Here is a 24,508-nt window from a genome sequence, read left to right as displayed (position 1 = left end):
CCTCTCTTGACGCCTTATTTTTTCTTAGGAAATTGAGGGAATTTTCCTCCACTATTAGAGAGGCCAGGAAGCTTTAATTTGCTTCCAGGAAGACCGGGCAATACTTTCTCTCCACGACCATTTTCGACCTGCTTTTGCAGTGCTGATAATTGAGCCGGATCAAGCCCTGATAAATCAGGCAATTCACTAGGAGTACCCATACCACCAAATCCCATTTTGGAACCAAGCCCCCCGAACAGCTTTCCCATAAAACTGCCTTTGCCCTTACCCCCCATGGCTTTCACCATATCAGCCATTTGGCGGTACATTTTTAAAAGCTTATTAATATCCGCTGCACTCGTACCGGATCCTTTCGCAATCCTCTGCTTGCGGCTATGTTTCAAAAGCTCAGGGTTAGCACGCTCTTCAGGCGTCATCGACGAAATAATAGCCAATTGACGGTTAAAAAGACGGTCATCAAAACCCGCAGCCATAATTTGATCTTTCAACTTTCCCAAACCCGGCAGCATTCCCATAATGCCCCCCATTCCCCCAAGCTGTTTCATTTTACGTAATTGTTCCGCAAGATCATTCAGATCGAACTGACCAGCCCTCATCTTTTTGGCCAAAGCAGCAGCCTTTTCATGGTCGATCGTTTCTGCAGCTTTTTCAACCAAAGAAACAATATCTCCCATACCGAGAATACGATCTGCAATACGACTGGGATGAAACTCTTCCAAAGCCTCTATTTTTTCACCAACTCCAATCGCTTTAATTGGCTTGCCCGTAACTGCACGCATTGAAAGAGCAGCACCACCGCGGCCATCACTATCCATACGTGTTAAAATAATACCTGTAATTCCTACACGTTCATCAAAAGAACGTGCAAGACGAACCGCATCCTGACCGGTGAGACTGTCAGCAACTAACATAATTTCATGGGGAAGCGAAGAAGCCTTAATCTCGGATAACTCACACATCAAAGCTTCATCAATATGGTTCCGTCCTGCAGTATCAAGAAGCACTACATCATAACCACCTAATTTAGCTGCCTGCACTGCACGTGCAGAAATATCAACAGCCGATTGGCCTTCAATGATGGGTAAGGTTGCAAGTTGCGCCTGTTCCCCTAATTGACGCAACTGTTCTTGCGCAGCAGGACGACGTGTGTCTAAAGACGCCATCAAAACCTTTTTATTTTGTTTATCGGTTAAACGCCTTGCAAGCTTTGCGGTTGTTGTTGTTTTTCCAGAACCTTGCAAACCAACCAACATGATCACAACGGGTGCTGGTGCATTTAGATCACTTAAAACGCCTTCACCTCCCAGCATATTAACAAGTTCATCATGAACAATTTTAACAACCATTTGGCCAGGCTTGATGGATTTAACAATAGCAGATCCAACAGCTTTTTCGCGAACTCTATCCGTGAAAGAACGCACAACATCAAGCGCAACATCGGCTTCCAATAAAGCGCGACGAATTTCGCGCAATGCCGTTGTGACATCCTGATCTGATAAATTCCCACGCCCTGTCAAATTGGACAGAATGGAACCAAGCCGTTCTTGCAAAGACTCAAACATTAATTTACCTCATTTCTGCACAAAGAAACACACAAAAACAGAAACAAACCAAAAGAGCACCCGAGAACGCACCGCGTCGTCGAGTGTTGACCTCTGGGATCTTTTTATACCCGCAAGTGGGGTCCCAGTCGGTGGCTCCAAGTTAGTTCCTGTTACTGAATGCCCATTCTTTCAAACAATAAAAACCTTTCTTTGTCAAGATTTATCACACCGCACCTTTTTGCACAAAAGAATCATAACAAAAAATGTTTTTATGAAATCCCATCTTTAACGCGCAGAAAATTGCCCGTTTCTTGTTCCATACTCCACAATTCACCGCTTGAAATATCAAACCAAGCGCCATGCACTGTTAAAATACCTTGATCTTTGCGCGTTTTCAGCCATGGAAATGTCTCTAAATTCTTCAACGAATAACGAATAGAAATACGCTCTAATGCTGTCTGCCGCTCCGCTGCAGTCAAAAACTCATTGTTGGCAACTGCTTCCCCTGCTGGCGCTAAAAGGCTCATCCACCGCCCAATAAAATCATCCGATGATAAAGACTGACATGCCCCATCAAGAACAGTACTAATCCCCCCACAATGTGCATGTCCTAAAATAACAATATGCTTAACCTCAAGAAATTGCACAGCAAATTCAATGGCTGCTGATGTTGCATGATATTGATTATCAGGAGAAAAAGGTGGAACCAAATTTGCTACATTGCGCAGCACAAAAATTTCACCCGGCCTAGCATCAAAAATCGTTTCTGGTATGATACGTGAATCACAACAAGCAATTACTAAAATATCGGGATTTTGCCCCTCATCCGCCAATTGCCGATAATGATCTATTTTATGAGAAAAATGATTTTTTATAAAGGACTGATAACCGATTAACAGTCTTTTTGGAAAACACGTCATTATATATTGACTTTCATAGTATATTTGAAAGTTATAAAACAATATTGAATAAAAATATCCTTTTATTATAAATAATATCATTCCATCTCTGCAAAATACTTGCTTAGAATATTTAAAATTTTCATTGTAAATATAAAATGGAAAAATAATTTTATATTATCTTAAATAACTATTCCCTTCAAAGAGAAGATGCTACATGATACAAAGATCTAGCATAATGGCCTATTCTTGTGAAGAGAAAAGGCCACCAAAAGCAAAAAAGGGAAGAGTATTGTGTCAAAACAAGAAGCATCAGATGTAAAGAGCAATCCTGATAAAATTAAACAGATTCTCTTTGCTCATACCGATAAAGAAGATATAGTTTGTTATAAAGAAGAAGAACTCCAAAAAGCTGCGATCATCGCTACTGAATCCTTCAATCTACATCAGAGCGGAAAAAACACCATCTGCTTTGAACACAATTTAACCCGCAATGATAAACCCATAACCGTTATCACACTTGTCAATGATAACAAACCCTTCCTGCTTGATTCTATTTTAAATGTATTCAATCAGCATACGAACCACATTTATTTGATTGCACATCCTGTCATTGATTGTGCCTCTGGACAGCGTACCAGTCTGATGCAAATCCACATTGAATCATTAAGCACACAAAAGATCCAAAAACTCAAAGATGAAATTGCTTTGGTACTCGAACAGGTCAATGCCGCTGTGCAAGACTGGAAACCCATGCTTGAAGAAGTCAAAAAGCATATCCATGCCTATCAAACGAGTCTCCCATCAAGCTATCAAAAAGAGGGTGAAAAAACCGTTGAGTTTCTTAAATGGCTTATGGACAATAATTTTATCTTCCTTGGAATGCGCACTTATAACTTCACCAAAGGAAAAAAACCCACAGAAGCTTTTAAAGCAGGAAACACTGAATTGGGTATTCTCACGAATGCCTCTATTCGTATTATCGGTGATGCACGCATAGAAGAACCTCCTCAGGAGATCCTCTCTTTTATGGAAAGCGACAATCTCCTGATTGTGACAAAGGCTAATAGCCGTTCAAAAATTCACCGCCCGACTTGGCTTGATTACGTTGGCATTAAAATCTTTAATAAAGAAAATCATCTATGCGGAGAATTGCGCATTGTCGGATTGTTTACCTCCTCAGCTTACACACATTCAATCTTTCAAATTCCTTTCTTAAAAGAAAAGGCTGAAAATATTATTCAACGTCTTGGATATAATCGTGCTGACTATTCTGGAAAAACACTCATTAACGTCTTAGAAACTTATCCAAGAGATGAAATGTTTCGCTCCAACGTTGATACTTTGACAGAAAATGCCGAACTTATTCTACAATTAGACGAGCGTCCACGTTTACGTGTGCTCGCTCATGCTGATCCTTTTGGACGATTTGTGTCCATACTTGTCTATGTGCCACGCGACCAATATAACAGCACTATTCGCGAGAAGATTGGCGCGTATTTTGTGAGCACATACCAAGGTGATTTTTTTGAATCCTATCCACTCTTTTTAGAAAGCACGCTTATACGTGTTCATTATACCATCCATCGCAAAGGAAGTGATAGCGTTCCTATTATTGAACGCACCACACTTGAACAAAATGTTCGTTCTATAACACAAAGTTGGGAAGATAGTGTTCAAGCTGTAGCTCTTATTCGCCAAGCAACAAACCAACAAACGCTCTTGGCCAGCCAATTTCCTAATAGCTATCACGACTTGTTTTCAGCAGAAAATGCGATTGAAGATGCAAGTTACATTCTAAGTCTTAATGATACAAAGCCTCTTTTCGTTACTTTTTATCATGCCCATAATAAAGAAAAACAAACAATTTCTCTTAGGCTTTTTCACCGCCATAAAGCACTTGCCCTCTCTAAACGCGTCCCACTCCTTGAAAATATGGGCTTTCGCGTCATTGCCGAACAAACGCTTAAACTGCCAGACGGACACGGACAATCCGTCTACCTTCATGATATGCAGCTCGAAAGTGCTTTCCAACTTTGTATCGACCTGGATAAAAACGGCTCAAAACACGCTGAAACATTTGAAGCCGTATGGGCTCAAGATGCCGATAATGATGCCTTTAATGCCCTAACACAAACAGCTCAACTCGATTGGCGTGAAATTGTTATTTTGCGCCATTATGGGCGCTATCTCCAACAAGCTGGCATTCCTTATTCACAAAAACGCGTCGCACAAGCATTAAATACCTATCCCGACATTACGCAAGATCTTTATGCGTTATTTCATTTGAAATTTCATCCAAGCTATACAGAAACAGAACGTATCAACAACGAACAAAGCATTCAACAGCGTATCGAAGAAAAATTACAAAAGGTACCCGGTTTGGATGATGATCTCATTTTACGCCGTTATCGTAATCTCATTGCAGCAAGCTTGAGAACGAATGCTTTTACCCCTCTTCCAAATGGTAGCCCACGGCGTATCTTAGCAACCAAACTGAATCCACGTCAAATTGATGACTTACCTGAACCACGGCCTTACCGAGAAATTTTTGTTTATGGACCAGAAGTTGAAGGGGTTCACTTACGTTTTGGCCCAGTTGCCCGCGGTGGCATTCGCTGGTCAGATCGTGCATTAGATTACCGTACTGAAGTATTAAATTTGGTTAAAGCTCAACAAGTCAAAAATGCAGTTATTATCCCTGTTGGTGCAAAGGGGGGTTTTTATCCCCATTGTCTTCCCCAAACAAACGATCGTGCTATCGTAGCAGAAGCTGCACGGCAAGCGTATATTAGCTATATCACAGCACTGCTTTCCATTACCGATAATCTGATTAATGGCAAAATAACTGCACCTCACAATATCATTCGTCATGACGGTGATGATCCTTACTTTGTTGTTGCTGCAGATAAAGGCACTGCAACATTTTCTGATACTGCAAATGCTATCAGCCAAGCGGAAAACTTTTGGCTTGATGATGCCTTTGCCTCTGGAGGCTCAGCAGGCTATGATCACAAAGCCATAGGCATTACAGCAAAAGGCGCATGGGAAGCTGTCAAGAGACATTTTCGGGAATCGTTTAATCACGATATTCAAACAACACCCTTTACCTGTGTCGGGGTTGGCGATATGTCGGGTGACGTTTTTGGAAATGGAATGTTACTTTCCCAGAAAACAAAGCTGATCGCCGCCTTTGATCATCGCGATATCTTTATCGATCCAGAGCCGAATATAGCTGAAAGCTATGCAGAGCGGATGCGTCTGTTTCAACTCCCTCGCTCAAGTTGGCAAGATTATGACCAAACGAAATTGTCAAAAGGCGGTGGTATTTTCTCACGTACAGCCAAAACCATTACGCTCTCGCCTGAAGCAGCACAAGCTATTGGCTTCGAAAAACAAACAGGAACGCCTTTTGAAATTATCACAGCCATTCTAAAAGCACCCGTTGATCTTTTATGGTTTGGTGGCATTGGTACCTATATACGCGCAACAACAGAAACCAATGCGCAAGTAGGTGATCGTACCAATGATGCTTTGCGCATTACTGGTGAACAAGTGCGCGCTAAAATCATTGGCGAAGGTGCTAATCTTGGTCTAACCCAACGTGGTCGAATTGAATATGTTTTAAACGGCGGGCGCTGCAATACCGATGCCATTGATAATTCCGCAGGCGTCAATTGTTCCGATCTAGAAGTTAACATCAAAATCGTTCTCGCAGCAGCAATGCGTGCAAAAACGCTCACTCGTGAAGTGCGCAATAAGCTATTAAAAGATATGACGCCTCAAGTAGAACAATTAGTCCTACGCAACAATTATTTACAAACTCTTGTTCTTTCCTTAGCCGAAAGTCAAAGTGTTGTTGATTGGCCTTACCAAACGCGCTTCATGCTCGATCTAGAACAAAAAAAACTTCTGGATCGTAGAGTTGAAGTTCTACCGAATGACCAATTTTTGCGTCAAAGAGTCGCCCAGGGCCAAGGTCTTATACGTCCAGAACTCGCTGTTCTTTTGGCTTATGCTAAATTAACTTTGCAAGAAGAAATTACCCATAATCCTATTGTCGATGATAGTTATTTCAACACACACCTTTTAAGCTATTTTCCAATTCAACTCCAAAAAACTTTTGAGAAGGAAATCATTAACCACCAACTGCGTCGCGATATTATTGCAACCCTTCTTGCCAATGATATTGTTAATCGTGGAGGATTTACTTTTGTCCATCGCCTACAAGATACAACAGGACAAAAGATTGAAAACATTATTCGCGTTTTCATCGCCATACGCGATGGTTTTGAAATTCCTGAGCTTTCAGATCAGATTGATAGCCTTGATAATCAAATCCCTGGTCTTATTCAAAATAAATTCTACGCAGCAATTACCTCAATGCTTTTTGAAACAACTGATTGGGGCTTGCGCAATATGGATCTATCTGCCCCATTAGAAGAACTTGTGAAAACAATTAAAAACGCCCGTAACATTATTGAAAAACAAATTACAGACTCCAATGATCAAGATATTCATCAAAAAATTGAAGAAAAAGCAGGACAATACAATGCAGAAGGAGCACCGAAAAATTTAGCGAAACAATTAGCACTCTTGGAAGTTGCCCCAATGATTTGCGATATTTCTTTAGTTGCAAAGCAAAGCAACAGCGACCTTATTAAAACTGCAAAAGTCTATTTCTCTCTTGCACAAATTATTCGTATAAATCGTATTAGCGAAGCAAGCCGTACAATTCCTGTTCTTGATTATTATGACGTTATGGCCTTAAGCCAAGCCAAAGAAAATATTGCTGAAAACTTGCGACAAATCGTTATAAAAATCTTCAGAAATTATGGCAATGCGAACGATCCATTTATAGCTTGGAGTCAAGCAGAAAAAAATCAAATTCATAATGTCGTCAACCGAATTGGTGCACTCATTGAAAATGATCTCAATATTTCTCGCTTTACCTTTGCAGCAAGCATGATTGCTCAGCTCAAAAACGCTACCTTCCAAACTTGAAATGGGATAAAACAGAAAAACTAAAAAACTGTTTTGCCCAATCATGCGTAATAAACAATGTTTGGGCAAATGATGCATCTGTATTTAGGACATAAAATATGAAATAATGCTTAAAGATTTTGACGCATGCAAAAACAGAATGCTGCATAGGGAATGGAAATGCACCATACTAAATGGAAGTGCGTTTTAATTTTGTTATCCGAAATACTTTCATTATAAAAGAAAAAAAACGGATACGAAGAACACAGACCGTACAAAAATCAAAGTATCCGGCTTTAATACACTACTTTTCCGATCTGTAGACTGTACAAGAGCATAAACACAGTGGAAACTTCTCTTTTTGAATCATTAAGCACTGTTCTTAACGCTCATAAGCCATGCAACAAGGGGCACCAAAAATCCGTAGCAATAAATTTTTAAACCATTGACGTAAAGCATTGTCATAAATTAAACGACCTTTTAAATGCGCAATAGCGGGTTGCGCACCTTTTTCGGTCAATTTATCAGCCGAATTCATAACCAAATATTGCATCATGGAACGCGTAAATTCAGCATGGAATTGCAGACCCCATGCATTATTTCCATAACGAAAGGCTTGTGTAGGGTATGCTTGACCTGTTGCTAAAAGAACCGCTTCTTGAGGCAAATCATAAATCCCTTCATCATGAAAATGATAAACCATCTCTGGCCAATCCATAAGCGCTTTACCTTGTGGCGTTGCTGCGAGTGGGTACCAACCAACTTCAACAGTTCCATCGCTTCTCGCACCGACACGCCCACCTAGATTTCGTGCTAACATCTGTGCTCCAAGACAAATACCTAAAAAAGGCTTATCATTTTTTAACGCTAAAGAAATCCAATCAATTTCCTCATAAATATATGCGTCCTTATCATTCACGCTCATCGGGCCGCCTAATATAACAACACCGACATAATGGTCTAATGTGTGTGGAAGCTTCTGCCCTAAAAGAGGACGGTAAACATCAAGAACAAAACCATTATGTTGCAAAAATCGCCCTAAGCGGCCGGTATATACAGATTGACGGTGAATAACCACAGCAATTCTTGGAGGATTATTTTTTTGCCTTTTACCAAGACACGTTTCTACTAAAAACATTTTTCAACCAACCACTTTCACCCCCCAGCTCAATTTATTTTTTAACGCACAAGAAAACACTTCCCATAAACAATATTCACCATAATTCTTTTTTTAAAATAATCGCAATTTCTCTTTCGACAAGGGAGCATCTTCCTCTGTTTTAACCCCTGGATCATCAACATTTAAACGTATCTGATTAAATGTCTTTTTATCCCGTTGTTTTGTTGAAGATTCATGTAAAAAATCATCTTCTATAGGTGGTAATTCTGCAAACGACTTGTCCCCAACAAAAGCTATCTCCGTTACGATATCTTCTTTGCCTTCCTCTTTGAGCATACTGTTATCAGCTTCTAACGTTACAGGAGATTTGCGCGGTAGTGCTTTCCATTCAAAACAGCCCAATTTCCCACTGACTGGAGAAACCACAGACCAAGAAGAGAAAAGAATGCCATCACAAATCCATGTCGGATCACGTTCTGCATGCAATGCCATTGAGAGCCACTGACGCACTAACCCTTGATCATTTCCTCGTGCTTCCTCGATATCTGCCAATAATAAATAAGCGCTTTCACGTGGATGAAAGTGCAGTGCTTTTTGTGCCTGTTCTCTCGCTAATTCGACTTCACCGGCGTCCAGAGCAGCTTTAGCAATAAGAAATGCTGACTCAAATGTGTCCTGATTATGAGAAGCAAGAGCCTTTGCTCTTTTCAAACGCCCAACCGCTCCTTGTCCTCTTTCAAGATAAAGCGATCCAAGATCAGGATGGGGCTCTTTTTTCCAAGCTTGAATAATCATTTTATCGGCTTTTCGGGATTCATTTAATTTATAAAGAATGTCTGTCGTAATCACCGTTATCGGCACAAAATCAGGCTCTAATTTATGTGCTTTTAAAATAATCGTCCGCGCTGCTACAGGGTGGGTCTCAAACAAGTGAAGTGCTTTTCCACTTAACAATAGAGCATGTGTATGATTACGCTCTTCAGTAAAACGAGCAGAACGAGGTAAAGCTTTTTGTGCTTTCTCAAAAATATCAAGCGCTTTGTCCCACTTCCCTTCAGCACTCAATCGATCGAGTACAGCTTGATTAGCCCACAAAAGTGCTGGTGACAAAGCCAGTGCTTCTTCTGCATATTGCTGTGCTGCTTCATAAGCTTTCGTATTGACAGCTTCACGAAATAAACCATAAAGCCCAGCAAGTCTCGTTAGTGGTTCTTTTCGCATTTCCTCATAAAGACCAATGGAACGAAGGGAATTTTGTTGCAAAAAGAAGATTTGAGCTTGTAAAAGTTTAACCAACGGTTCATCATTTTCTATAAGATACTTTAATACACGTGCTTCCATTTTTTGCGCAGTCACATAATCGCCAGCAAAGGCTGCAAGAAGCCCTTGTGAAAGTGCTTCACGACCATGTTTCTGGTGGCGGGTATGAAAATAGTTGGATAAAACTTTGGGTATAGAAAACACAACACACAAAAGCCACCATAAAAACGCTAATATCCCTAAAAATAAGATAAACGCGCCTATTAATGTCGCGAATGAAACTGCAAATCGCGTATTTAAAAATGTTATCACAATAACATTATTATGATTAGCAACCCACCCACAAACGACGCCAAGTACACACACAACAAAAAGATAAATAAAAACACGGATCATTTTAGCCCTATTTACATCTTTGTTACTTTGGAAGCCTCTTGTTGTACAAAAACCAACAATTTCTGAAGAACACGATGAACAGCAAGGGATCGCTCAAGTTTATGGATAAAATCGGCCGAAACATCCTTAGCACTTTGGGGCAATGTTTGCCATTCGGCTAAAGCCTTTTCGTAATCACCCACTTGAATGGCCACTTCCATTCGCGCTGCAATTGCACCAACTGTTGTACCTTCAACATTTCCCACCGGTCGTGAAACAACTAAACCTTTTATCCACGCCCATATTTGTTCAGAAAAATCATCTTTTGACGCAACCATACTTTGCGTGCGCACAATCGCATCCGCAACATCTGCAAAATCAGCCGACAGTTTAGCAGAACTTGGAAGACCTGTGCTTGCTGTTTTTTGCAACAAATCCAGCCCCTCAGCCAACGGTAAAAACTGCTGTACGATTTCCAATTCATTGACATAAGACCCACCCCGATCCACAGCGTTTTTTAACGCAATGATCGCAATAAACATCGCTGTGTTTGTTTCATTTTTCTCAGCACTCTTAGTATCAATTTTTTCCCGCATATTATCTAATTGTTTCTTTAATGCAACAAGATCATTTTGATTGCTTTGTCCAACAAGAAAATCTGACTTCATATCTTGTGTCATTCGAACCAAATTTTGCACTTGCTTTTCAAGAACACTGACTTTGTCTTCTAAAACCGTAAAAGCTTGCTTATTCTCTTCTTGAGAAACCTTATCCTCTTGAAAAGGGTTAAGATGTTGTGATGCAAAAGAATCAAAAGTTGTCTTCAACGTATTCAACTCTTTAGTAACATGACTTACTTTTTCTCTCAACATTTGAAGATCACGCTCATACCGTTCTATCGTTTCTTCAAATTGTTTTTTATAGCTTTCCACCATCTGCAAAGCTTGCTCTCCTGCAACGCGATCACTTGTTACAAAAGAAGGGAGAAAGCTTGCCCATTGAATCCCTATCCACAAACTTAAGGTAATGAGACCACCCATAACTCCTGAAAGCAACAAGCGAATCCAAGATACGCCAGATGTGTATACACACTCTTCACTCTCTTCACTTTTCTTGCTTTGTTTTTCCATCTTGATTGGATCTGCTGGTTTTTGCGTTTGTTGCTTTGAGTCATGGTCTATGGCTTCATGCTCAATCACAGGCACTTTACGATTTACACCGGTATAATGCGGTTTTTTTCTCGTTTTTGAAGAATCTGCCATCATTGTCACCTTTGTCTCACACACTTTAGTTTATAATAAACTAAAGAAAACTTTAAAAACCAAACATTTTTTGAAGAGCTTACTTCATATTTTCTTCATCGTATATTACAGTCAAAAGCTAAAAAAAGCTTTAGCATTGCTGCAACAGTGCATGCTAAAAAATACATGAAAAAGATGTTTAGCTCTTCAACTCCTGTATAAGTTCTATTTCCAAAACTAGATTATGTGAAACTAGGATTTATCATACACCTTAGTAACTATAGCCAACGCCAATTTTAAGAGTAGCTCTTGGCATTTTTGGCTTGCCATGATACCGACATTTTAGAGAATCTTTCAACATAAGGTTTAACCCGAATGCGCCTGTTGGGAATAGAGACGAGTTGCGATGAAACTGCTGCTGCGATTATTGAACGTGATAATGAAGGAATGAGCCGTATTCTGTCCAATATTGTTTGGAGCCAAATTGATAATCACGCACCTTATGGCGGTGTCGTTCCTGAAATCGCTGCTCGTGCCCATGTGGAAATTCTCGATGGTTTGATTCTCAAAGCACTGACAGAAGCCAATACAAAGCTCAAAGAAATTGATGCGATTGCTGCCACAAGTGGCCCTGGCTTAGTCGGAGGACTACTCGTAGGACTTATGAGTGCAAAAGCTCTGGCGCTTGCAACTGGAAAACCTTTTATTGCTATTAATCATCTGGAAGGACATGCTTTAACAGCTGTGCTAACCCATAATGTCAACTTCCCTTATTTATTGCTGCTGGTCTCAGGTGGCCATACACAGATGATCCTTGTCCATGGTGTAGGCAATTATCAGCGTTTAGGAACCACAATTGATGATGCCCTAGGAGAAGCTTTCGACAAAACAGCAAAACTTCTAGGCCTCCCTTATCCTGGAGGCCCCGCACTTGAAAAAGCTGCTCTATCCGGTGATCCAAATCGCATCCCTCTCCCTCGACCTTTAAAAGGAGAAAAACGATTAGATTTTTCTTTTTCCGGTCTAAAAACCGCTGTTCGACAAGCTGCAACAGCTATAGCCCCTCTTACAGAACGTGATATTGCTGACATTGCCGCAAGCTTTCAAGCTGCCGTCACCGATACATTACAAGATCGCGTTGATTTGGCTTTACAACACTTTATCCGCCACTATCCTTTCTCTCATCACCCAAGACAACGCCCACCTGCTTTGGTTGTTGCTGGCGGAGTAGCAGCCAATCAAGCCATTCGTGCTACGTTACAAGCACGTTCTCACCAATATGGCTTTGAATTTATTGCTCCTCCTCTTTCTCTCTGTACGGACAATGCTGCCATGATTGCTTTTGCTGGTGCAGAACGGCTTATACGGGGTCAAACAAGCTCTCTTGATATCGCGCCTCGTTCACGCTGGCCATTGGATGAAAAAGCCACTCCTTTGATCGGAACAGGACGCCGTGGGACAAAAGCATAATAGAACAAAAGCATCTATTATGAACACTGTTTTAAATCCAAAACACCTTTTTGCAGGACCATTCAAACACTCATTATTCACCACATAAATTCTAAACACGCATTATATTGATAGAAAAGGAAATCAAATGGCTTATTGGCTTTTTAAATCTGAACCCCATAAATGGTCGTGGGATATGCAAAAACAAAAAGGCGCTTGTGGCGAACAATGGGATGGCGTGCGCAACTACCAGGCCCGAAACAACATGCGTGCTATGAAATATGGTGATAAAGGCTTTTTTTATCATTCTAATAAAGGATTAGAAATTGTCGGTATTGTAGAAGTCTGTGCAGAAGCACATCCTGATTCTACAACACTTGATCCGCGCTGGGAATGCGTAGATATTCGCGCTGTTTGCGATATGCCAATCCCCGTTTCATTAAAACAGGTCAAAGCGAACCCAAAACTGAACAATATGACTTTGGTCAAAGCCATGCGCTTATCGGTACAACCTGTTACAGAAGATGAATGGAAAGAGGTCTGCGCGATGGGTGGACTTAAACGAGAAATGTTTTAACCTAAAACAGCAATGCTTGTTCTCCTATGAATATAAGGCAAAAGTCGCTCCATATCACGTCGAGACAATGCAATACATCCTTCTGTTGGTGCATAATTATCTCGCGCTAAATGCATAAAGATAGCGCTCCCTCTTGCCATTTTTCGTTCGGTGACGTTCCAATCCAAGATCAAGCCAATAGTGTAAAGACCATCCTCACGCTGCATCTTTTCAGTACTTTTCGGATAAGGAAGACGAACCAAACGATTATAATTGGCATCACCACTGGCATTGCACCAACCATCGTATGTTCGAATGCGGTGAAAAGACAAAACTGTGTGCGGAAAAGAACGATAAAAATTATAGCGAAATCCCCCTAAACAACGCATCCGCGCCAAAGGTGTAGCACCATCCCCCTCGCGCTTCAAAGCAGAAATCCCAGACCGCCCTAAAGCACATAAAAAACGATGCTGACCAACACACAGAATACCCTGCGTACGGATACCTGCCTTTTGACGAACCTCTATAGAAGTCACAAAAGTTGATTTTTTATAGGATTTCTTTTTTAATTTAACTTGCATGAAATCTCATTTTCATGAAATTGCTTTCCACTAATCATAACGCAAACATGCCTTATAGAGGGAAAAAATGAACAATTCTACTCTTCTCATTATTGAGGATGACGATGATCTACGCCCTATTCTGGTAGAACAATTGCAAATACATAATGAATTTGAAGTTCTCCAAGCAAAAACAGCTGTAGCAGGGATCACAATAGCCCAAAAAAAAAATATTGATCTGGTTATTCTTGATATCAGTCTTTCTGATCTTGATGGCCGTGAAGCCGTTAAAAAATTACGCACTCAAGGATTTCGTGCTCCCATTATCATGATTACTGACTGTGACACAGATTGTGATACTATTTTAAACATTGAAGCGGGCGCTAATGATTACGTGACAAAACCTTTTCGCTTTGCTGTACTGTTAGCGCGTATCCGCGCCCAATTGCGTCAATACGAACCCAATGAAGATAAAATTTTTCAAATTGGTTCCTATACTTTCAAACCCGGACAAAAGCTTCTCATTGATCAACATAACAATGAAATTCGCCTCACCGAAAAAGAGACAGCGATTCTGAAATATCTCTATCAGGTTAGAAACCAAATCGTAAGTCGCGAAACATTATTGAAACATATTTGGAGCTACAATGAAGATATTGTCACTCATACATTAGAAACCCATATTTATCGTTTGCGACAAAAAATCGAAAAAGATCCTTCCAATGCACAAATTCTCATTACAGATAACAATGGATACCGCCTTAATCTTTAGGTTTTATCTGCAATCATTGTTGTAAAAACAGCTTTGATACCACTTTTTCTTTATTAGCAATGAGATCAGAGCAAGACAAAATAGACCTCTTACACGCTTGTGGCGACAATGCAGGAATAAAAATACGTCGTGACTGACGACGCTGTAAAAACGATCCTTGATAAATACGTTTTTGCGCCTGACACATTAACAGTCCGCCAAAATAAGGAAAAAGATGACGGATAAATGGCTCATAAAGACACAAAAACAACCGCGATGCGTAGCCTGAAGAAGGCGTATAATGCACAATCTCCTGTACAGATCCGGGAGTAAAATTTGTTTCTTCAAACAAACGAACAACTTGTTGTCGACTATAAGGTTGGCCATAGCCAAAAGGCGTTCGGTCATTGCGCGCCCAAATACTCCTGCGATTGGGAACAATCACAACCAAACGACCATTGGGAGTTAAAACACGCCATATTTCATTCAGTGTTTCGCGTGCATTTTCCGTATATTCAAGTGCATGTACCAACAAAATACAGTCGATTGAAACATCAGGAAGAGGCAAATCTTCTTCAAAAACAAGTGCTGTAGCCACCTTTTCAGAGTCAGGCCAAGGCGAAGCACCCTGAGCAGCAGGCATACAAGCAAAACACAATTGTGTTCGTTTGCGCAATGCAGAAAGATAAGGGAGTGCATAACCAAGACCCATAACCCGTTTATCAACAAGATCCGGCCAACACAAATTTAACTGAGCACAAAGCGTCTCCTGCACCCGACGACCAAGTGCCGAAGCATAAAAATCTCTAAGTGTAACTATATCCAATTTACCGTACCCAGTAGAAACAAATTAAAAGTTGTTATAGATCTGCACACATTCAATTCCACATGCGTTCTTGTCTTTTCTCCTAAAAAGTAAAAATCTTAATATCTTACTCTTTCAAATCAAGTAACCCACCAGCAATCATACCACTCCCGTAATCACACCATTTTTGTGATCACTGCCATCAAAGATATTTTACCATATCTTTGGATTTCTCACCCCATAAAAGCTTCCAATAAACCTTCTCCCATATCGATAAAAAACCAACCGATTAATTAAAACGCAGCAATCTTTCAAGATAGTTCTTTTCTACCTCTGGAATATGCTCTTTGCCCAAGCGTTTACGAATTTCTTCCAAAATCTGCCGTGCACGCGTTCGATCACTGTCTTGAAGTACAGGCGTCTTCCCTTTGTCTTGCTCAGTTTCTGAAGAAAGCGGACGTCCTAATGGGTCTTGAGGGCCAGGCGTAATATTTGGATTATTTCCTGCTTTTTGAAGCGCCTCACGCATTGTTTTCAAAACACTTTGAGCACCTTGCCGCAAAGATTCTAAAGCTCTAGACTGGTTCTGCAATGACATTTCATGATTTCCATGATCGAGATCATTCTTTGCAGAATTCATTTTTTCTTCTGCTTCTTTCAGTGCATCACTCTGTTCAATACCTTGCTCCGACAATTCTCTTTCTAGTGCCAATAATTCAGACTGCAATTCAGCCTGACGATTTTTCAAAGCTTTCCTCCAACTTCTTAAATCTTTCAGCATCATTTCTCCATGTCGTTGTTCAGTTTCTAAACGATGTGTATCATTTAGAATTTCTTGCTGCCGACGCATCAAATCACCAAGCTGATCCATCTTTTCTTTCATCCGATCTGTTTGGCTATTATTCTGCTCTTCTGCTGAATTGCTTTTCCGAACTTGCAAATGATCAAGAGTCTGCTCCATTTCAGCCAAAAGCTGTTCTGCGGCAGAAGAAGAGCCTATTTTGGCCATTTCTTCAATTGAATCGAGCTTTTTGTACAATGTATCCGCAGAAAGATCGGTATCACCAGAATTGCTATTTTCTGGCGCATTTTCAGCCAAAGCACGAATATAATCATCCATAGCTTGGCGCAAATCTGCCATAAGTCGTTCAATTTCTGTATCTGAAGCACCATGACGCAGCGCATCACGCAAAGCGACCTGTGCTTGCTTTAATCTTTTTTGAGCTGATTCAAACTGATCGCCTTCAATGCCTAAGGCAATTTGCCATAAATAATGAACCACATCACGCACTTGGTCTTCTGTTTCTGCCATAGAAAGCCTTGTCCATGCGCTTTGTAAAACAAGGAAATGCGTTGCGTTTTTAAGGCCACGTTCCGGGCGCGCAAGCAAAGCAGAAAGCATATCAAGAACACGCTCTCGTGCACCTGCATCAAGAGCCAATAACCGACGCTGTTCACTCACTGCACGAGCGACAGGGTTCGTAAAAATACGCTGCGGCAATGTCATCACAAAAGTTTTACTGCGTCCCTGCTGACCAGCGCCATCTTCTGCAACCAAAGTGATTTTAACTTCCGCGCCAGCCCACGGATGGCTTGATAAATCTTGTACCATCCGCATTTTTCCTTTTCCATTGTGCGCTAAAAGAAGCTCTATTTCAGGTGCTTTATATAAAGGAACAGCATCTTTGCTCTGATTAAAAAGAGGTTCTATCTCAACAAAAGCTTTCGTAACGCCATAATCATCATCCATTTCATACTGAAGCTCTAATGATCCAGCTAAAATCCGCCCTGGTTTTTCCAACCAACAAATCGTTGGTGACTGATCCTTCATCATCTGTAAATGCCATTTATATTGCTTATGACGCGATGATACAGACAAATTTATTGAACGTTCTAAACGTGTTTCAAAATGAACAACTGGATCGTTTAAAGATGTTTTTTCATGTTTCTCGGCAAGTAAAACCTTGTGCCCATCCTCTTCAGATATAGCCTTTACCGTAACACCTGCATCATTGACAACGCGCACAACCACATCACTGTTTTCAGGAATCGCAAACTGTGTTATTTCACCTCGTGTTAAATAAATGGGAGCAACACCCGTATAAGCAGGTGGAGTAATCCAAGCATCAATCCGCATAGATACTTCATCAACCATAGGATGCAAATCAAAAGCATCTGTTAAACGCCCTCCTGATGGACTAAAAGAAAAACTGAAAGCACATACAAACAGTAAAATAAATAAAGCCCTAATAGCCATAGGATCATAAGAAGCGCTATTGGGATAGACAAAACCGACTTGCAAATGATGTAATTGCTCTGACATACGGCGCTGATGTTCACGCCAAACAATCGCACGAAAACCTTCATCATCTTCAGAGCATAAATGATCTCTTTGAACACTTAAAGGTTGGTGTTTGTGCCCACTTGCGCGCTCAATACGGCGATCAATATCCTTGATTGTGGGCAAGCGGAAACCAAAAAGCGGAAACAAACTCCATACAGCAGCAAAAAACACTAACGCAAGCAATAATAAATGCGACCAATAATTCAGAAGGTTAAAAATGCCAAACCAACTCAATGAACACAGCAGGCTAAGAACCAGCACAAAAGGCAAAAGCCGCAACCATATCCTTTCAAAAAATAGCACACACCAAGCCACAATGCGCACACACAAAAGCTTTATTTTCGAAAAACTTTTGATGCTTCCATCTCCCATAGATACACATTTGTCCTTTTTATAGTCGTGTGTCAGGATCATAAGATCCATATAAAACAATTTCCACCCAATAAATTATCTCATAAAAGTTGAGTGACAATGAGATCAAAGGCATTTAACAGCTCTCAATCCAATCTGGAATACGATCAAATCCTATCAATTGTTCATAATCAAGACGCGGGCGAATCACCGCATGATATGTATTTTGAACCAAAACTTCCGGCACCAAAAGTCGGCTATTGTAAGTACTTGCCATAACTGCCCCGTAAGCTCCCGCTCCTGTGACTACTAAAAGATCCCCTGCCGCCAATACAGGCAAACAATAATCCAATCCTAAATAATCACCGGTTTCACAAACTGGACCGACAATATCTGCACAGATCAGGGGAGCATCTTCCGCCATTTTCTTCACAGGAACCACATTCTGCCAAGCGTCATAAAGTGTTGAACGAATGAAATCATTCATTGCCGCATCAACAATAACAAAACTCCGCCCCTTCCCCTTTTTGATATACAGAACAGATGTTACCAATACACCGGCTGCACCAGCAATACTACGCCCAGGCTCTAAGATAATATTAATTCCTAAAGGTGCAATATATTTCTCCACCAATGCAGCATAATCAAAAGGAGACGGCACAGCATGAGATTCATTTCCATACTGAATACCGAGCCCACCCCCAATATCTACATGGGTTATCGCATAACCATCACTCCATAATTGACGCACAAAATCCGCAGTGATGAGAAATGCATCTTCAAATGGCTTCAAATCACAGATCTGGCTACCAATATGCATATCCACACCACACACATGAAGACCTGGTAATTGAGCTGCTTTTTTGTATACATCCCCTGCTAATGATAGTGGAATACCAAATTTATTTTCGGACTTTCCCGTTGTAATTTTCTTATGCGTCTTTGCATCGACATCGGGATTAATGCGCAATGAAATGCGCGCTGTTTTTGAAAGTGCAACAGCACGTGCTGATAATTGCTCCAGTTCCGGCTCAGATTCGACATTAAAACAATAAATATCGTGCGCCAAGGCAAAATCTATCTCCCCAACTGTTTTGCCAACACCAGAATAAACAATACGATGAGCAGGAATACCAACAGCAAGTGCGCGGCGCAACTCACCCTCCGAAACCACATCAGCCCCAGCTCCATTTGCTGCTAAAAGCCGTAAAACAGCCTGATTAGAATTCGCCTTAACCGCATAAGCAATGAGACTGGGCATATCTCGAAATGCATTCTGATAGTCTTTTAAATGCGCAACCAATGCGCCAGCCGAATAACAATAAAAAGGTGTTCCTATATTCTGTGCAAGAGCAGCAAGCGAAAGACCTTCAGCATGAAGCACACCCTCCTGATAAGAAAAAAAATGCATTAAAACCTCTATTGTATCAACCGATCGAGCACAAAAGGTTTATCTGCTTTGCTTTTGGAAACAAACACCGCCTCTTGCAAAGAATTTACCATCGTTAAAGGAGCAATTCTAATGCTCCTTTACGTCCACGTTCAACTATAACGATACAACCCAAAAGAACAATTATTAAATTTTTTAAAACGGTTTTCATATACCCTTTTTCCTCATATTGATATCATTTGTTCTTTTTTACGTTTCAAATAAAATCACTTAGGCAATTACAAAATATTTGTTTCAATCAACAATTCAGTAAAGCATGTCTCAAAGCACCATTCCACAAAAAGCCTGCAATTCTAGCGGCTTTTAACGGATTACTCAATGACAAAAATATCAAACTGTTGCCCCACTCTTCGAATATATCGTTTGAAATTGAACCCGTAACCAACATTAAGACCGCAACGCTTTTTCCACCAAGATCACAGTACACCAAAACTTAAAAATTCCAACATAAAGTCACACTTCCAAATGCGATCAGTGGCGCCATTTGTTGCATCTTCTCATACATCCATGAATGCAAATCAACGATCTCTTACTCATTGCGCGAACACATCCGTATCTCACGCCCCGTTACAAAACCAATTAATTCACTCAGTCATACACTAATATTCATAGAAATATTTCCACGCATTTTATAAACAATAAATATACTTGCTTCAATTTTTAGGCAGCTCATTCTTAAAATATGAGCACTTTTCTATAATCCGACTGTCAAATAATCTTCAGTTGCGCTAAATAACTCCGTGAAAAAGTAAACCTTTAATATCCTGCTCATAACGTCTTTACTCAAAATTCATTTGATGATGTTAATTTCTATAATGGTGATTCATGGCAGTAGAATCTGCAGCAAATAAGCTATCCCACAGATTTGGTTTTTTCTTTTCTCATCCGTCACATACCGAAGACATTCATTAAAAGGACACAAAGTATGATTCCTCAAATTTCTATCGGCCGAAAAAATAAAAAAGCGCTCTTTTTCATCGCGTCCTTTATCGTTATCTGGAGCTTACACGCAGCAACATACCGCAATAATATGGAAGCATCTTTCTTTTCCAACCTTATTTCAAATGCACAAGCACAAGAAACAAACGCTGATAAAACACAAGCAGACAAAATGATGGCAATAAGGCAAACTGCCAAAGGTTTTTTTGCTCATATGCGATTTGCCGATGTTCCCTATAATACGAACCACCTTTCTTTTCAGGATCCTCAGGGAAAAGAACGTAAATTAGCCGAATTTAACGGAAAACCGATGCTCATCAATCTGTGGGCGATTTGGTGTGCACCCTGCCGTGTGGAAATGCCAGAATTAGCGCAATTAAAACGTGATATGGGTGAAAAACACTTCGATGTCATGGCTATTAATGTCGATAAAGCGGCTTCTCCTGAAAAAATTCAGAAATTCTTAAACGAAGTTCAAGCGGATAATTTGGTTTACTATCGTGATTCAACAATGAATATATTGAGAGAGGTAAGAAAACAGGGATTAGCTTTAGGATTGCCCATCACACTTCTGATCGACAAAGATGGCAACCTCATTGCTTCATTCAATGGTGCAGCACCATGGGCCAATGATGATGCCAAAGCGCTTATACAAGCTGTCATTAAAGAGGAACAATAACTGAATAACTATGCCCTTTTTTAAACGCTGTATAGCTCAATCCAATGCTGACAAAAAATTAAAACGGTTTTTGCAACAAAAAGAACGGAGCCACTCGTTTAATTGCCTTGTCTCCGCAAATCTTCCATGAGATTGCGCACGCTAATGCTGGCCGATTGAACTTGCATTACAAACGCATCCCACTGGCGAAAGACACATGCCCTCAGCCTGTATGACGCATGCTGCTAACAGGATGATATCACTTGTAATAACAACACTGCCCTCATGCAGGAGATCTACATCCAATCATCTGCACAATCAAGCCCTTCAGAAACAATCACCGTTTCAAGAAGCATTTTCATCCGGGAGAAATTGCCACAATGCATGTTTTGAGCTGATAACGGTTCATAACACGATAAATTTCAGTCTTTGCAAGATAAGCATCAGCATCAACCAACAAAGTGATCGCAGGCTGTGTTTTTATATCTGCACCCTTATTTTCACCCAATAAAAAATTATTTTATTTATCTGAATGTCGCAAACGACCGCGATACAACATAATCGCCGCATTCATTTCTCCCCCCAAAATAAAAATTGCACTCAACATGTAGAGAAAAATAATTGCAACCATAATAGAGGTTAACCCTGCATAGGTGGAAATATAATTAAACATTGTTAAATATTGAGCAAAAGCAATTGAAGCACCAAACCAAAGCAACATTGTTATTATAATTCCCGGTAAGATATCTATAAATTTTCGCCGCCCTGCCGGCAACCATTTATGCGTAATAAAAAGGCTTATAAATGAAACAACCAACGCAATCATGTAGCGCCATAGACGAATGGCACCTATATATTCAGCAATAAATGAAAAATGCATTTGCGTAATTTTGATAAGCAAAGGTGCTAAAACCAATACAAAACTGATCACCATAAGGCCGATAGCTCCAGTAAGAACGAAAAACAAACTTTGAAAACGACAAAAAAGAAAACTACGTCGATCAACAACGCGATAAGCCTTATTCAAAGCTGTACGCAAAGCCTCCACTCCATTGGAGGCAAAATAAGCCGCTCCCAAAACAGAAAGTGTCAATAACCCCTTCCGCTGAGTGGTTAAAACATTGACTATTTCCTGAGACAACGGCTCCGCAATCGCATCCGGCAACAACTGCACAAGCGATTGGATCTTTTGCGGCGTATATGCAAAAGTCCCAAGAAAACTGGCAAGAGATGTTCCAAAAATAAAAAAAGGAAAAAACGCTAAAAGTCCCGATAGCGCTACATGGCTTGCAAAAGCACTCCCATTATCGCGAAAATAGTGACTTATGGCATCGGTAAAAATACGATGGCTATACCAAAATATGTCTCTGATCAAATCTTAATACTTTCTGACGACATTTTACTTTAATCTATCCCAGCTGCATCAAAAATCACCAAAGTCTTATAAATAAGAGCCTTTTTATATAAAAAAAGTATGTCTTTTAAGAGTGAAATGAATAGAATTTATATCTAAATTAGCAGTACTAGATCAGAAGTTTATCAATAACACGGATAACTAAAAGCAACGCATCACTCTCTCTGGCTCCGCTGATAGAACAAATGCCCTTCACTGCATGCCTAAAAACATACAGAATAACTTTCTAATCTCTGCCCATCCCCCTCTAAAATCAATCTCAGCACAAATATTTTGAAGACTGTTCATAAACAAATCTTGCTTGCAGAACATAAAAATCAATACCTTGCATATAGTGCACAAACAGCTAATTCTTGATCCGAACTAGCAAATCAGTAATCTCTTTTGCGTATAACATGATATATAATAATACAATGCATGATACCCCTCCATCCGATTGACAAAATCTTTTGCAAAGCGGTTGTTTGCATTCCCTTAATCGTTTGTCTCATCTTTTATTTGAGATAGTTTATACTAAAAATCAACATAGAAAAAGAGGTACATTATAGACGCCTAGAAAAAACCGAATGTAACTTTTCATCAAAGAAAACATGGGAAAATTCACTTTTTCGAAACAAAAAAGGAATAGATACAACCAATAGAAATTTTCCTTTTTAAAGGAAAAACTCTTGAATCTTTCAAAAAAACAACCTCTAAAGAGAAAATTTATTTTATAAAACGCGCTAAAATCACAAAAACGATCTGAAAAGAAAACAATCCAATATTTTAAGAAGCTTTTTGGCGTCGCGCAGTAACCGCCAATCCCAATAAAGCTTGGCGAATGATTGCTTCACCTAAAAGCGGATTTTTCCGACTATCCAAAACAGCACGCTGTATCTTTTCCATAGCATAAAAAATCTTTTCCAGCCCCCAATATTTCAAAGCTTTTTCAACTGTTTGTTTTCGCTGAAAAAAAATTGGTGGCCGCGCCTGAGAGATCACCGTAACAGCAGTTTTACCCTCAATCTCCACTTGATAACGCAAAAGCTGTAATTGTTGAAAATGTCTTTGCGCAGTGCTCAGAATAAAAAAAAGTGAACTTTGTCCAACGGCATGTCGGTTAAAATGAGCCTCAAAACCTGCCACATCCCCCAGTAAAATAGCATCAATCACTTCATCTTGAGAAAGAGCACTCACATCACTGACCACAGCTTTCACATCCTCAAGAGCAATATGCTTTTTTTCTAAACCATAAAGACAAAGCTTTTCCAATTCACTACGAGAAACAAGATGATCTATCCCCAAACTTCCGTGCAACAATTTGCGCGCCTCCAAAGAAATGGTCATCTTAAAACTGTTCAAAACCTCATCAATTAGGGAGTCAAGAGAACGAGCATCATCTGTAAAACAGGGCAAAGCCATAGCTGTCGATGCTGATTCAATAACATTGCGCAGCCCTGTTCCTTTTTTCAAATCTCCTGCCTCAATTAAAATAAAACTCGTTTTTGGCGGCTCCTTAATTAAAGGCTGCAACGCAGCAAGAAAACCTTTTTGATTAGCACCATTAGATACCCATATCAAACGATCCCCACCGAACAGCGATATAGTGTGCACTTCATCTCCCAATCGTGCGGGATCTTTATCAATCTCAGCCGCATCCAAGCGAACCGTTGAAAAAGGATCGTCTATTGCGACCTGTGTAAGCTTTGCAAAACGCTGTGCACGTTCACAAACAAGACCGCGATCGGGTCCGTAAATTAAGATAACAGGAAAAGAACGCGAAAGGCGTGTTAGAAAATGATTAACTTCATGCGCTTTTTTCTGAGCCAA

General features: G+C 40.2%; 16 protein-coding genes and 1 pseudogene. 5 read left to right on the top strand and 12 right to left on the bottom strand.

What is annotated here, in order from left to right:
- Positions 1 to 14 precede the first annotated feature (14 nt).
- Together ffh and NPX98_RS01525 are read right to left on the bottom strand one after the other, a co-directional pair.
- Positions 15 to 1,562 (bottom strand): signal recognition particle protein, encoded by a 1,548-nt coding sequence (gene ffh / locus NPX98_RS01530; protein WP_269022211.1) that lies wholly within the window; start codon positions 1,560 to 1,562, stop codon positions 15 to 17.
- Between the two features lie 251 nt (positions 1,563 to 1,813).
- Positions 1,814 to 2,464 (bottom strand): carbonic anhydrase, encoded by a 651-nt coding sequence (locus NPX98_RS01525; RefSeq protein ID WP_269022210.1) that lies wholly within the window; start codon positions 2,462 to 2,464, stop codon positions 1,814 to 1,816.
- A 273-nt stretch (positions 2,465 to 2,737) separates the two neighbouring features.
- Here NPX98_RS01525 and NPX98_RS01520 point away from each other — a divergent pair, with 273 nt between their 5' ends.
- The gene (locus tag NPX98_RS01520) at positions 2,738 to 7,447 is read left to right on the top strand and encodes an NAD-glutamate dehydrogenase (protein WP_269022209.1); all 4,710 of its coding nucleotides are present in this window, start codon (positions 2,738 to 2,740) and stop codon (positions 7,445 to 7,447) included.
- 361 nt (positions 7,448 to 7,808) lie between these two features.
- Here NPX98_RS01520 and NPX98_RS01515 read toward each other — a convergent pair whose 3' ends face one another.
- The 3 genes from NPX98_RS01515 to NPX98_RS01505 form a co-directional block, all read right to left on the bottom strand.
- The gene (locus NPX98_RS01515) at positions 7,809 to 8,564 is read right to left on the bottom strand and encodes a glutamine amidotransferase (protein WP_269022208.1); all 756 of its coding nucleotides are present in this window, start codon (positions 8,562 to 8,564) and stop codon (positions 7,809 to 7,811) included.
- 93 nt (positions 8,565 to 8,657) lie between these two features.
- Positions 8,658 to 10,202, bottom strand: a complete 1,545-nt coding sequence (locus NPX98_RS01510) for a heme biosynthesis protein HemY (protein WP_269022207.1) — start codon at positions 10,200 to 10,202, stop codon at positions 8,658 to 8,660.
- A gap of 11 nt (positions 10,203 to 10,213) precedes the next feature.
- The gene (locus NPX98_RS01505) at positions 10,214 to 11,443 is read right to left on the bottom strand and encodes a COG4223 family protein (RefSeq protein ID WP_269022206.1); all 1,230 of its coding nucleotides are present in this window, start codon (positions 11,441 to 11,443) and stop codon (positions 10,214 to 10,216) included.
- 354 nt (positions 11,444 to 11,797) lie between these two features.
- Here NPX98_RS01505 and tsaD point away from each other — a divergent pair, with 354 nt between their 5' ends.
- Together tsaD and NPX98_RS01495 are read left to right on the top strand one after the other, a co-directional pair.
- Complete coding sequence (gene tsaD, locus NPX98_RS01500) at positions 11,798 to 12,892, top strand: tRNA (adenosine(37)-N6)-threonylcarbamoyltransferase complex transferase subunit TsaD (protein ID WP_269022205.1); 1,095 nt, start codon at positions 11,798 to 11,800, stop codon at positions 12,890 to 12,892.
- A gap of 127 nt (positions 12,893 to 13,019) precedes the next feature.
- Positions 13,020 to 13,448, top strand: coding sequence for an EVE domain-containing protein (locus NPX98_RS01495; RefSeq protein ID WP_269022204.1), 429 nt, complete (start codon positions 13,020 to 13,022; stop codon positions 13,446 to 13,448).
- Here the strand turns inward: NPX98_RS01495 and NPX98_RS01490 are convergent.
- On the bottom strand, positions 13,445 to 14,008 hold the full coding sequence (locus NPX98_RS01490) for a L,D-transpeptidase family protein (RefSeq protein ID WP_269022203.1): 564 nt from the start codon (positions 14,006 to 14,008) through the stop codon (positions 13,445 to 13,447). The genes NPX98_RS01495 and NPX98_RS01490 overlap by 4 nt on opposite strands.
- Before the next feature lie 67 nt (positions 14,009 to 14,075).
- Here NPX98_RS01490 and NPX98_RS01485 point away from each other — a divergent pair, with 67 nt between their 5' ends.
- The gene (locus NPX98_RS01485) at positions 14,076 to 14,759 is read left to right on the top strand and encodes a response regulator transcription factor (RefSeq protein ID WP_269022202.1); all 684 of its coding nucleotides are present in this window, start codon (positions 14,076 to 14,078) and stop codon (positions 14,757 to 14,759) included.
- A gap of 13 nt (positions 14,760 to 14,772) precedes the next feature.
- Here the strand turns inward: NPX98_RS01485 and NPX98_RS01480 are convergent, their stop codons facing one another.
- From NPX98_RS01480 to lysA, 3 genes are all read right to left on the bottom strand, one after another.
- Positions 14,773 to 15,564 carry a class I SAM-dependent methyltransferase gene (locus NPX98_RS01480; protein WP_269022201.1) on the bottom strand — a complete coding sequence of 264 codons (792 nt, stop codon included), beginning with the start codon at positions 15,562 to 15,564 and terminating at the stop codon, positions 14,773 to 14,775.
- A 268-nt stretch (positions 15,565 to 15,832) separates the two neighbouring features.
- Positions 15,833 to 18,259 (bottom strand): TIGR02302 family protein, encoded by a 2,427-nt coding sequence (locus NPX98_RS01475; RefSeq protein ID WP_269022431.1) that lies wholly within the window; start codon positions 18,257 to 18,259, stop codon positions 15,833 to 15,835.
- Between the two features lie 115 nt (positions 18,260 to 18,374).
- Positions 18,375 to 19,649 (bottom strand): diaminopimelate decarboxylase, encoded by a 1,275-nt coding sequence (lysA, locus tag NPX98_RS01470; RefSeq protein ID WP_269022199.1) that lies wholly within the window; start codon positions 19,647 to 19,649, stop codon positions 18,375 to 18,377.
- Positions 19,650 to 20,613: 964 nt separating this feature from the next.
- Between lysA and NPX98_RS01460 the strand changes: the two genes are divergently transcribed.
- Positions 20,614 to 21,306: a TlpA family protein disulfide reductase gene (locus tag NPX98_RS01460; protein ID WP_269022198.1), complete on the top strand. Its 693-nt coding sequence runs from the start codon at positions 20,614 to 20,616 to the stop codon at positions 21,304 to 21,306.
- Between the two features lie 36 nt (positions 21,307 to 21,342).
- On the opposite strand, the pseudogene NPX98_RS01455 reads toward NPX98_RS01460, so the two are convergent.
- The 3 genes and pseudogenes from NPX98_RS01455 to holA form a co-directional block, all read right to left on the bottom strand.
- Positions 21,343 to 21,793: pseudogene (locus NPX98_RS01455) on the bottom strand (DUF188 domain-containing protein).
- A 12-nt stretch (positions 21,794 to 21,805) separates the two neighbouring features.
- Entirely contained in the window at positions 21,806 to 22,660 is an 855-nt protein-coding gene (locus tag NPX98_RS01450) for a YihY/virulence factor BrkB family protein (RefSeq protein ID WP_269022197.1), read from the bottom strand.
- Positions 22,661 to 23,464: 804 nt separating this feature from the next.
- A complete protein-coding gene (gene holA, locus NPX98_RS01445) occupies positions 23,465 to 24,508 on the bottom strand; it encodes a DNA polymerase III subunit delta (RefSeq protein WP_269022195.1) in 1,044 nt (347 codons plus the stop codon).

It is taken from the genome of Bartonella sp. A05 (genome assembly GCF_026930145.1).
GTDB lineage: Bacteria > Pseudomonadota > Alphaproteobacteria > Rhizobiales > Rhizobiaceae > Bartonella.
This window is presented reverse-complemented; position numbering and strand designations above follow the sequence as displayed.

Bases quoted from the DNA above. Each gene is read 5' to 3' on its own strand.
- ffh (WP_269022211.1), bottom strand. From the start codon at position 1,562: ATGTTTGAGTCTTTGCAAGAACGGCTTGGTTCCATTCTGTCCAATTTG.
- NPX98_RS01525 (WP_269022210.1), bottom strand. From the start codon at position 2,464: ATGACGTGTTTTCCAAAAAGACTGTTAATCGGTTATCAGTCCTTTATA.
- NPX98_RS01515 (WP_269022208.1), bottom strand. From the start codon at position 8,564: ATGTTTTTAGTAGAAACGTGTCTTGGTAAAAGGCAAAAAAATAATCCT.
- NPX98_RS01510 (WP_269022207.1), bottom strand. From the start codon at position 10,202: ATGATCCGTGTTTTTATTTATCTTTTTGTTGTGTGTGTACTTGGCGTC.
- NPX98_RS01505 (WP_269022206.1), bottom strand. From the start codon at position 11,443: ATGGCAGATTCTTCAAAAACGAGAAAAAAACCGCATTATACCGGTGTA.
- tsaD (WP_269022205.1), top strand. From the start codon at position 11,798: ATGCGCCTGTTGGGAATAGAGACGAGTTGCGATGAAACTGCTGCTGCG.
- NPX98_RS01495 (WP_269022204.1), top strand. From the start codon at position 13,020: ATGGCTTATTGGCTTTTTAAATCTGAACCCCATAAATGGTCGTGGGAT.
- NPX98_RS01490 (WP_269022203.1), bottom strand. From the start codon at position 14,008: ATGCAAGTTAAATTAAAAAAGAAATCCTATAAAAAATCAACTTTTGTG.
- NPX98_RS01485 (WP_269022202.1), top strand. From the start codon at position 14,076: ATGAACAATTCTACTCTTCTCATTATTGAGGATGACGATGATCTACGC.
- NPX98_RS01475 (WP_269022431.1), bottom strand. From the start codon at position 18,259: ATGGGAGATGGAAGCATCAAAAGTTTTTCGAAAATAAAGCTTTTGTGT.
- lysA (WP_269022199.1), bottom strand. From the start codon at position 19,649: ATGCATTTTTTTTCTTATCAGGAGGGTGTGCTTCATGCTGAAGGTCTT.
- NPX98_RS01460 (WP_269022198.1), top strand. From the start codon at position 20,614: ATGATTCCTCAAATTTCTATCGGCCGAAAAAATAAAAAAGCGCTCTTT.